This window comes from Paraburkholderia unamae (assembly GCF_003096875.1).
GTDB lineage: Bacteria > Pseudomonadota > Gammaproteobacteria > Burkholderiales > Burkholderiaceae > Paraburkholderia > Paraburkholderia unamae.
Genome location: NZ_QEOB01000007.1, coordinates 110,721 through 121,439 on the forward strand (window position 1 = coordinate 110,721; position 10,719 = coordinate 121,439).

A 10,719-nucleotide genomic window follows, 5' to 3' on the forward strand; every position below is an offset into this window, starting at 1 on the left:
CGCGGCTTCGCGCGAGGCCGGAGGAGACCCGAAATTGAACGATGCGCCGCAAAGGCCGAACCCCATGCCAACGCTGCTCGACGATCCCCAATCCGCGAGAACGCACACGCGCTGGAGCGGGCTGCTCGCGAGCCAGGTGTTCTGGGTGGTGCTGGCCACGCTCGTTGCCTGCGTGCTGCTCTCGCTCGTGACCTCGACGTTCGCCACGCAGCAGAACCTCTTCAACGTCACGCGCAACTTCGCTTTCGTGGCGATCGTCGCGCTCGGCATGATGGCCGTGATCGTCACGGGCGGAATCGACATTTCCGTCGGCTCGACGATCGGCCTGAGCGGTATCGTGCTGTCGGTCACCATGAACGCGGGCTATCCGATCTGGGCGGGCATCGGACTCGGGCTGCTCACCGCAGGGATCGTCGGCCTCGTGAACGGCCTGCTGATCGCCTATCTGAACATGCAGCCATTCGTCGTGACGCTCGGCATGCTGAGCGTGGGCCGCAGTCTCGCCCTCGTGATCTCCGGCAGCCGGACCATCTTCGAATTCGGACCCGACGGGCACAAGCTCCTGGTGCTCGGCGGCGGCAAGACGCTCGGCGTCGCCAATCCCGTGTGGTTTCTGATCGTCCTCGGCGTCCTGTTCTGGTTTGCCTTCGCCTTCACGCGCTGGGGCCGCTACGTGTTCGCGGTCGGCGGCAACCGCCATGCGGCCAATCTGACCGGCGTGCCGGTGCGCCGCGTGATCTGCTCCGTGTATGTGCTCGGCGGCCTCATGGCGGGCGTCGCGGCCATCCTCGAAGTCGGCTGGCTCGGCGCGGTGACGACGGGACTCGGCACCGGCGACGAGCTGCGCGTGATCGCCGCGACCGTGATCGGCGGGACCAACCTCGTGGGCGGCGTGGGCAGCGCCTTCGGCACTATCGTCGGCGCCGCGCTCATCGAGGTGATCCGCAACAGCCTGATCCTGCTCGGCGTCGACTCGTTCTGGCAGGGAACGGTCGTGGGCTCGTTCATCATCGTCGCCGTGCTGTTCAACCGGCTTGGCGGCGAGCGGCAAGGAGAGTGACGTGAATTCGGTCGCACCGGCGGCACTTCGGCCGGCGCACCGTGAGAAGGCAGCGCGGCCGGACACACGCGGAACCGCCGGCCGCCGGCCATCACCTGAGGCGCGAGGTTCCGCAGGAAGCCCAAAGCACGGGCGCGGGCTTTCCTTCCGATGAAGAAAGCGGTACGAGACACGCGCGCCGGGAGACCGGCGCCGAACAGGAGGAAACCATGAAGAAGGCGTGGAAGTATTTCGCTGCGATCGGAGGGCTGGCCATGCTGGCCTCTTCCGCCTATGCAGCCGACAAGACCCTCGCGCTGGTCGTGAAGGGCCTCGACAATCCGTACTTCGATCTCATGCATCAGGGATGCGACCGGGCGAACAAGGAGCTCGGCAAAGAGGGCTACAACTGCTACTACACCGGGCCCGCGACGGCCGCCGACGAAAGCGCCGAAGTGCAGATCGTCGACGACTTGCTGACCAAGGGGGTGGCGGCCATTGCGATTTCACCCTCGAATGCCCCGGCCATCGCGGAAGTGATCCGCCGCCGCAACGCGAACATTCCGATCATCACGGCGGACGCCGACCTGCTGCCCAAGGACCAGTCGCTGCGCAAGGCGTATGTGGGCACCGACAACTACGAACTGGGCGTGAAGCTTGGCGAGCAGTTGAAGACGCTCATGCCCAAGGGCGGCAATATCTGCCTCGTGATGGGCAACCCCGCGGCCGAGAACATCAACCAGCGCGCCCAGGGCACGCGCGACGTGCTTTCGGGCAAGAAGGGCATCAAGAAGCTTGCGGGCGAAAACAACTGGCATGAGATCAGCGCCTGCCCGCTCTACGTGAACGACGACGCCGCGAAAGCGAACCAGATGATGCAGGACACGCTCACGGCCAACGCCAACACGCTACAGGCGTTCGTGTTCGAGGGCGGCTGGCCGCTTTTCGCACCGGAGGCGTACTCGCAGGTCGTCGCGCCGATCATGGACAAGATCCAGAGCGGCAAATTCGTGATCGTCTCAGCCGATACGCTCGGGCCGGAACTCCAGGCGCTCAAGGACCACAAGGTCAACGCGCTCGTCGGGCAGCGGCCTGAGGAAATGGGCTATCAGGCGGCGATGGTGATGCGCGACCTGGCGGCAGGCAAGACGGTGAAGCCCATCGTTCATACGGGGCTCGACGTTTGCACGTGGAAGAACGCGGATACGTGCCTGAAGCACTGAGGGCGTAACCGTGAGCAAGCCGAGGCTCGGATTGCTCGGCTTGCATTGCACAACCGCCAGCCTAAACCTTGTACGGCACGCGGATGCCCGGCTCGTCGACCGGAAAGTCCTTCGTGTTGCGCGACACCAGAAGCAGCGAGTGAACCTGCGCGGTCGCCCAGACGACTGCATCGGGCAACCGCACCTTCTTTGTCCTGCGGATCGCGACGGCGCGGTCCGCAATGCGGTGGTCGAGTTCGAGCACGTCGAACGACGCCAGCCAGCCGCGAATCGCCGCCTCGTCGTCCGGCTGCGCGCCGACCATGACTTCCATCCACGTGATCGTGCTGATGGCGCGATATTCGTAGCGCGCCAGTTCCTTTTTCGCCTGAAGGATGCCGCTGAGGTAGTCGATCAGGATGTTGGTGTCGAAGAGCGCCCTTACCATTCCGAACGCAGCTCCCGCTGATAGTCGAGGCCGTCGACCTGCCTGCCCTTCCAGGCCCCGAAGACGTCCTCGCCCTCTGCCGGGCGTTTGCGCTGTGCAATATAGGACTCGATCGCCTCACGAATGATCGCCGCACGCGACCGATGCTCGGTCTGCACGAGCGCCGCCAGCTCTTCGACTTGCGCGTCGGTTAGATCAATCAGAATCCGGCTCATTCCATCCTCCATGCATGATATACATATCATATATCAAAGCCTGCCGACGGGTGCTGCCCGAAAGCAAAAAAACCCGCGCCGGCTCAAATGCCGAACGCGGGTTTTTGCATCGCCAGCAGGCTAGCGGGAGACCATCACTCCCACTCGATTGTCAATCGCATGGCGGGAGCCCTGTGGCGACGGCGTTTCCGCCTAGCCACGTGGCGTCGATACCGTCAGCGATACCGGAAATTCCAGTCGGCAGTTGTCAGCTCTGAGGAGACTGTATCGGAGAATCAACTTGAGCTTCCGCTGAAAGATCGCAACCCCCAGGAGATCGAGGACGACTTCTGCGGGAATACCGTCTTCGATACCGTCAGGCACGTTCCAATGCGGTCCGGGCAGAGCTTGCAGAAGCATGCTACGCATTCAATGGCGGCAAGCATCTCCGCTACGAAGCGATCTCTCTCGAATCAATGCAGCCGCCGCGGTCTAAAGTGATAGTGTTAAATTCTTGCGCCGACACGCTCAATCTCCACTATATTCCGGCTCCACCTCGCCGACGTCGATCTCATACTGGCCGGGAGCTATTTCGACGCCTACATCCCACTTGGCCGGGTCCACTTCGGTCTCAGCACCACCAACGGTCAAAAAAGCTTTCACTTCGATGTTCGTCTTGCGTCGGACTGTTTGCGTATCAAGCTCCATCTCTTCCCGATCGATCGCATCCCAAACATAGAACGTCACATCGATCTGCACCTCCACTGTCAACGACGCCGTCAATTCGACAACCCATACAGACTTATCCTCCTCAAGATTCCAGACCTTCGTGCGATCGGATTGCAACACATGGCTGATGACATCCGCTTCGCAGGTTGCCGCTTCAACGCGAGGTACTACGCCACTGTACACATTCTCGACATTCCATGACGACTCATGGATGTGCGTCCTGAATCCGTCAAGAAGCGCGGCCCGCACGAACGAATTCTCGTCCTCTACCGCGGAAGCTATCCGGTCAGCGAGTGTCTTCGCGTGCTCGCCGGTGGCCTCGAAAAGCGCGATCAATGCGTCAAGTGACTTAACGCAATACAGATACTCCGACTTCCCTGCAAACTCGCTCCATCCCTCGTCTCGCGAAGCGACAACCCCTCTCGTCCCATGGTCACGAGCGTAGTCCTCAAGCAGCAGTAAGGACGTTGCGTCCGGGAATTCGGCCTTCTTGTCCTTCCGCGCACCAAACGGAGGCAGCCCCGCGAAATATCGTTCAAAAATTCTGGGCATCATGTCACCGCCGCCAATCGGCAGTACCTCGCCACGGCATCGTTCCGCATAGCTGTCGACGCGCTCACGGAACACCGCCTCTGCGCTGCTCACGACCGACAGCGCTTCGAACAATTTATCAATCTGATCCATGTCGATGCCGACAGAACGTTTGAGCGTGTCGGAGCCCTTCCTGAACTCTCCCATAGCCTGCGTCACCGATTTCATAAGGTGGCTAACAATTTCTCTGGCCGTGACTTCGGTCAACAGAAGCTGCATCGTTTTGGGGAACACCTGAGGCAGTTGGTTAAGCACACCTGCGTCGAAACTGTACCCGGCACTTTGTATCAGGTCGGTATCGAGGGAAAAAAACGAGATTTCACCGCTCCAAAGCTGAGCCGCGGTCGGACGATCTTGAGGCATGTGTTTGATTTGGTGGATGGTTGATGTCGAAATGATACCGACCCGGGTTACGACTTCACTAACGGCACGTCGTCCATCCAGCGGTTCGCACTGACGCGGCGAGATTCCCTCCTCCGTCACCGCGGCCGATCGTCAGCGTTTTAGCCCTTGACCCGACTCAATGTCAGCTTTTCTTGGAATTATATTGACATTGTCAGAATCGTCTCGTACATTACTGACATTGGAGGGCGCTATGTCTGACGGACCATTCAGAAATGCCGCGTTAAGTAGCCGCTGGAAGGTATACGGCCAGAAATTGGTCAGCGATGCCACGAATGCTGAAGAGCGCATGGCGCAGGCCTGCCACAGCATGATTGGCGACGTTGACATGAAGGTCTTCCAACCGCTTTTAGGCGAACTCCATGCGCATGCCCGACGTCCCCAAATGGACCTGGACCCCGTGGCATCGATTGAGACGATCTTTGACAGCCATCCAATACTGCCTCTGGCCGATTTTCTGCGCAGGCATTTGGTCGCCAATCTCAGGGATCAAATCTCTCCAGAGAAAGCACTTGACCGAGCACTGGAAAGCACGACCAAAGAGTGGATTGGCACCACCAAGAACCTCCTCGACGAACAATGCATCCGCGCCCGCGACCTTGGAGACATGAAACTTGAGGATTATCGCAAAGGGCTTGAACGAAACCACGAGACGTTTTCCTCCATCAAGGTCGAGGAACTCTGCGCTGCTTTGGCCTCAGGCAATAAGCGCGCATTTAGTGAGGCGCTTCAGAAAAAACTCGGCGTAGATGAGGGCCCCGAAGAATGAGCACTATTCCCAAAAAGCCGGCTAGATCTGACAAGCGCCTCGTTGTTCTCGAGAATGGGCAGAAGCGGGGCCGCGCTGTCCCTAAAGACGCTGTGATCGCCGAAGTTGGCCAGCATATTTGCTTTAATGCATCAGCTCTGGACAGCTTCGACGTCGAGGGCTGCAAACCAATTCACTTCAATATGCTGGTTCTCTGCGCCGCAGTTGAGTTCGCTGATCGCTATTGGAAACGTCCGATGGGCTGGCGCCGCATCTTGCATGTGACCCTTCCGGTTGCCGATCCAAGGAATTGGCAAAAATCTGAGGTTCTGCAGAGCCTCCATGATGTCCTCAACCACCTGACCGGCGACACTTGGCAGTTTACCTTTGTCCAGGCGAAGGCCCCTTCGCCTATTGGCACGCGGCAGTTGCCTCTGGACTTCGGCAAAACCAAGACCTTTGCCGTTGCCTACAGCAATGGTTTGGACTCGCGTGCCGTGTCTGCTTTGAGCGGCGACGAGGGCGAGGCCCTTTGTATCCGGGTTGCTGGAAATCGCCAACCCCGCAAGGACGGCGATAGTTACTTCACTCACATCCCATTCAATATCAGTGGATACCGCGGCAATGAGAGTAGCTTCCGTTCGCGCGGCTTTCAATTTGCAGCAGTAACAGCGATTGCCGCACAACTCTCAAACGTGACGCGAATTGTGGTTCCAGAGAGCGGCCAAGGCGCGCTTGGACCGGTGCTGCTTCCGCTCTACGGCGTTTACGCCGACTATCGCAACTATCCAACTTTCTTCCGGAAGATGGAACGGTTCATCAAGGCTCTGCAAGGCTATCAGGTAAGGTTTGAGCAGCCGCGCCTGTGGTTCACGAAAGGCCAAACATTAAGCGCATTTTTGCGCATACCCGGAAAGTCCGGAGAGCATCTTAAGAGTACTCGGTCCTGTTGGCAAACACGCCGCGTCGTAAATGTCGGCAGCAGGAAGCAGTGCGGGCTGTGTGCGGCCTGCTTACTGAGACGCTTGAGTCTGCATGCCGCTGGCGTCAGCGAGGCGCCCGACACCTATGTTGTATCCGACCTCGCTGCTTCTAATGTGGATGACGCTTTGTCGGTCATTCCTCAAAAAGCTGATCGGGACATCATGGTCGAATATGGAAGCGTCGGTATGCGTCATCTGCAGCACCTCGCGGACATGGCCGATCTATCTGATGACGTTCTACGCGCGTACGCCTCGCAAATTGCGGCCGCGACCGAGAACACCTACGAGGAAACGTTGAAAAAACTGAAGTTGATGTTGGCATCGCATGCCAAGGAATGGCGAGCATTTCTGTCCGCTCAAGGGCAACAAAGCTTCCTGAACAACTGGATGGATGGAGGACGCTATGGCTGATTTGAATGAGCTGACCGCACAGGAAATAGGACGCCGCCTGCGAATAGCGCGAGAGAACGCTGCCATTCGACAAGAGGATGCGGCCCAGATCATCGGCGTTTCCCGACCCACGCTCGTATCCATCGAGAAGGGCGTACGCCGCGTGCGTATTCAGGAAATCCAGTTACTCGGCCGCCACTACGGCGTATCGGTGAACGCCCTGCTCCGCCGGGAAGCCGTCCACGTCGACTTAGTGCCTCGCTTTCGCAAATTGCGTGAGACAGAGGACGCGCAAACCGCTGAAGCCATTCGGCTATTCAACGACTTGATTAAGGCGGATGTAGAAATGGAGAACATACTCGGCATCCAGCGCCGACGAAATTACCCACCGGAGCGCGGCCTCAATGAGGGCGACGTCACGGCACTCGCCGAAAAGCATGCAAAGGAATTGCGCGACTGGCTTGGTCTTGGCCCGGGACCGATCGCCGACATTTTTTCGGTAATCGAGCTGGATCTCGGCATACGCTTGTATCAACGTCGCCTTGCTTCCAACTCGAAGATTGCGGGCCTCTTTAGCTACGATGAAAACATTGGTGCCTGCATTCTTCTCAACGCTAGCCATCCACTACCCCGGCGCATCCAGTCCGCGGCGCATGAGCTCGGTCACTTCTATGGCACGCGTCAGACTCCGGAGGTGCTCGAAGAAGATGAGAAATTTCTGTCACGCGACGAACGCTACGCCAATGCTTTTGGTCGTGCCTTCCTGACGCCGGCCGAAAGTTTCTCGGAAAGCTTCGGCCAATTGAAGCAAATTACCGGCAAGACGACCCGGCGTCTAATAATTCTCCTGGCCCAACAGTACAACATATCGCGGCAGGCGTGCTGCCTCCGGCTCGAGGAATTAGGACTTGCCAAGAAAGGTACCTGGGTCTGGTTCGAAAACAATGGCGGCATCACCGATGAGCACGCTCGGGAGGTTCTCGGCGAAATGACTGAACGCCGAGATCCTGCGAAAAGCGATGCCGACCGCCCCATCTCCCACCGCCTGAGCCTGATGGCACATGCTGCCTGGAAACGCGAATTGATGTCGGAAGGACAATTGGCGGAGCTACTGAAGTTAGGCCGAGTGGAGGTACGCGGCATTATCGATCAAATCGAGCTTGAGGAAAGGGATACGGATGAACTGCTCAAGCTCCCGGATTGATATCGTGAACCAATGGGTTCTCGACACCAGCGTACTAATTAACCTTCACGCGTGCAAATATGGTGAACGAATCCTCTCGGCAATCCCGAACGACATTCTCGTTCCAGAAATTGTCGCAGGAGAACTGGAACATGAGAGAAGCCGTAAAAATGGCGAGTACAGCTTTCTGCGAGCGCTTGTGGCAGATCGAATCGTTACGGTCGTCAGCCTGACCGATGCCGAGTATCCAATGTTTCACGAACTTACATCGACATCTCCGTCGCTGGACGATGGTGAGGCCGCGACGATTGCGATCGCCGCCTCCAGACAACTTCGGCCGGTTATTGATGAACGAAGGGGGCGAACACGCGCCAGCACACTGCTGCCAGCGTTAGTGCCGCACTGGTCGCTAGACCTCCTTCGGCATCCGACGGTCATCGCCACACTTGGTGTCCAACATGCTGTAGACGCGCTATATCACGCCCTACGCGACGGTCGCATGCGGATTCCCTCGGAAAGTGCGGATGACGTTATCGCACTCATAGGCGTGGAGCGGTCGCGCGACTGCACGTGCCTCCCTGGGTACCGCGAACGATTTTTTGACAGTCAGAACCATAAAGATGGTGACTTCACCGCGTTGACGGCGCGCTAAAAATGACTATCACGTCAGCTTTTCACCCACGTCGATCGGCCTTTACAAGCGCATACGGCGGGCAGGCCGATGTCGAGATGGGCGAGCGGAAAGCAAGGTGATTATCTTCGCGCTCAGGCCGTTGAAAGACGCCTCAGGAAGTACGCCGCGCACGCCTTCTCGGAGTCTTTGCTATTCCGTCCCTATGGTAGGATGAATTTATCTGAAGAATTGATTTTATCCCCAATGTCGCTCGATACACTCACCGAAACTACCGAAGCCAGTCCGTCCGTTGAGCATCGCTCTCCTAGTGGGGCAATCGTCGTGCGACCGGTCTCCGGAAATGTCAGACCTAGTGAGGATCTCCGCGCGATACAGGGGAGAGTCGTGGTTTGGTGGTTTGGCGGCGTAGTTCAGAACCGCCGCGATGAAAGCGTGCCCAAAGTCGCAGTGTTCCTCCGCACGCTCGACAAGGACAATGTACCCCGAGCATGGCAGCAAATTAACGTGGCGTTGACCCACTTGGGCATTCTGCGCGTTGGGACGGTTTGGCAAAATGGAGTTCGTATTGGCAACGTTGAACAAGAAGATCTGCGTGCCGAGATCGAGTTTAATCCCGGGGAATGGAGTTTTACCTCGCCTGATGAGTGTTCGTATAAAGGTGAACCGAGCCCCCTGTCCAGTTCCGACTACCCGCTCCGGTATCAACGCGACAGGAATTGGTTGATGAGCTTCCGCTTGCCCAACGGCAGCAACCTTCTGGTCCCATGCATCGAGTTTTTGACCAGATGCTATGGCCGCTCCCAGGAAGTGCCTCGCATACTTACAACATATCGTTGGGAAGAAGCTGCGGACCGCTTTTTCGCTCCATTCGACCCGACAGCGGTCGAGCCAGGGTACTGGCCGATCAGATTACGCAAGCGTCTGCACAACGGCGACACGGTATTCCTCGCCCATGCATTGCACGACGATTTCGCGCGCAACGCAGCAAAGAGCATCTTTACCCAGATCAGGACTGCATTCAAACGCGGCGACTCGTACACTTTCCCCAAAGTTGGCCCCTGGTTCTCGGGCACGGCAACAATCAAGGTCCGTGGCCATTGGATAAACAATGGCCAGACGTTTTTGGCTCTTCGCGTCGACGGCTTGACAGAGCCAAGCGGCATTCCACTACAGCGCGATAGGGAAAATTCGAACAAAGCGGAAAATCCGGCGACAGGCAGCGGCGTCGGAGAAGCGTGGAAAGGAGCACCGGGCCGTCACATCGTTCGCCCTCCAGAGATCGTGGACCTCACTGATGCTGATGCCCCGCAGTTCGGAGCCGCGTCGACCGACGTGGTCGAAGACGACTTCGAAGTATTGGGAGAAAAGCGGGTAGTTAAGGATTATCGCCGCTACCAAGCGGAAACATCCGCGGGGAAACGCAGCGATGGCGGCAATCCAGACTCGTTCTCAAGTGGAGAAGTCCGCGGTACCGGGACTGACACCGGCCATGCTTCCATTCACGCGCATGTGGCAATGGAATCCGAGGGTACACTACGTGACATATGGACGGCTCTCCGAAAACTACCAACGTCACATCCCGATCAGGTTCGCAGCGTTGAATGGTACACGCACGAGAACGGTTTCAGAAGCAGCGAGCCACCGCAACTCGTTGCGCTTACACCGTTTGACAAAGACGACAAGGACATTACAACAAGGAAGCGCAACTGGCTTTTCTTCGATGTCGAAAACCGCCTTCCTCGCGGCATACTTGTAGCGCGCGTTGTTAGCCCCAAAAAGGTAATTTATATCATTGAAATACAGAGGCGCCCGCGAATTGCGAAAGCAGATGATGGCACGGAAACTGATGCAGAAGAAAGTTTCCAAGGTCTGGTTTTCGAGCTTCACGATGAACTTACGTTTCTCGACTGGCTGAATCAATTGCTGTCGGAGATTAGGCATGTCATCGGTATCGTCAAAAAACTGACAGCTCTATGCCCTGGTAATGCTTTTTCGTTCAGGCACGTACGGTCCGGCGACAAGCATCCAGGTCAAGCTGCAGTGAGAAATGCTCTCGAGAAACTCGACATCAAAATCTGACAACAAGTCAATCCCCGCATTGCACAAATCAGCACAACATTGACCTGGCAAACTCCGACCACACTTTCGTGCCAAACAGAATGCAAAGGGTGCCGCA

At 57.6% G+C, this 10,719-nt stretch carries 10 protein-coding genes; 7 read left to right on the top strand and 3 right to left on the bottom strand.

Annotated elements, in window-relative coordinates:
- Positions 1-64 precede the first annotated feature (64 nt).
- Both C7402_RS16230 and C7402_RS16235 read left to right on the top strand, forming a co-directional pair.
- The gene (locus C7402_RS16230) at positions 65-1,060 is read left to right on the top strand and encodes an ABC transporter permease (protein ID WP_116611305.1); all 996 of its coding nucleotides are present in this window, start codon (positions 65-67) and stop codon (positions 1,058-1,060) included.
- Between the two features lie 209 nt (positions 1,061-1,269).
- On the top strand, positions 1,270-2,262 hold the full coding sequence (locus tag C7402_RS16235) for a sugar-binding protein (RefSeq protein WP_165841904.1): 993 nt from the start codon (positions 1,270-1,272) through the stop codon (positions 2,260-2,262).
- A gap of 61 nt (positions 2,263-2,323) precedes the next feature.
- Here the strand turns inward: C7402_RS16235 and C7402_RS16240 are convergent, their stop codons facing one another.
- The 3 genes from C7402_RS16240 to C7402_RS16255 form a co-directional block, all read right to left on the bottom strand.
- A complete protein-coding gene (locus C7402_RS16240) occupies positions 2,324-2,689 on the bottom strand; it encodes a type II toxin-antitoxin system VapC family toxin (protein ID WP_116611306.1) in 366 nt (121 codons plus the stop codon).
- Complete coding sequence (locus C7402_RS16245; protein WP_116611307.1) at positions 2,683-2,904, bottom strand: ribbon-helix-helix protein, CopG family; 222 nt, start codon at positions 2,902-2,904, stop codon at positions 2,683-2,685. Before C7402_RS16245 ends, C7402_RS16240 begins: the two co-directional genes overlap by 7 nt.
- A 507-nt stretch (positions 2,905-3,411) precedes the next feature.
- Entirely contained in the window at positions 3,412-4,566 is a 1,155-nt protein-coding gene (locus C7402_RS16255; protein ID WP_116611309.1) for a PIN domain-containing protein, read from the bottom strand.
- Between the two features lie 232 nt (positions 4,567-4,798).
- Here C7402_RS16255 and C7402_RS16260 point away from each other — a divergent pair, with 232 nt between their 5' ends.
- The 5 genes from C7402_RS16260 (at position 4,799) to C7402_RS46305 (ending at position 10,622) form a co-directional block, all read left to right on the top strand.
- Positions 4,799-5,374, top strand: a complete 576-nt coding sequence (locus C7402_RS16260; protein ID WP_165841905.1) for a hypothetical protein — start codon at positions 4,799-4,801, stop codon at positions 5,372-5,374.
- Positions 5,371-6,747, top strand: a complete 1,377-nt coding sequence (locus tag C7402_RS16265; protein WP_011488750.1) for a 7-cyano-7-deazaguanine synthase — start codon at positions 5,371-5,373, stop codon at positions 6,745-6,747. Before C7402_RS16260 ends, C7402_RS16265 begins: the two co-directional genes overlap by 4 nt.
- Positions 6,740-7,930, top strand: a complete 1,191-nt coding sequence (locus C7402_RS16270) for an XRE family transcriptional regulator (protein ID WP_011488751.1) — start codon at positions 6,740-6,742, stop codon at positions 7,928-7,930. Before C7402_RS16265 ends, C7402_RS16270 begins: the two co-directional genes overlap by 8 nt.
- A 4-nt stretch (positions 7,931-7,934) precedes the next feature.
- Positions 7,935-8,561 (top strand): PIN domain-containing protein, encoded by a 627-nt coding sequence (locus tag C7402_RS16275; RefSeq protein WP_116611440.1) that lies wholly within the window; start codon positions 7,935-7,937, stop codon positions 8,559-8,561.
- 366 nt (positions 8,562-8,927) lie between these two features.
- Complete coding sequence (locus tag C7402_RS46305; RefSeq protein WP_133254496.1) at positions 8,928-10,622, top strand: hypothetical protein; 1,695 nt, start codon at positions 8,928-8,930, stop codon at positions 10,620-10,622.
- Positions 10,623-10,719: the final 97 nt, after the last annotated feature.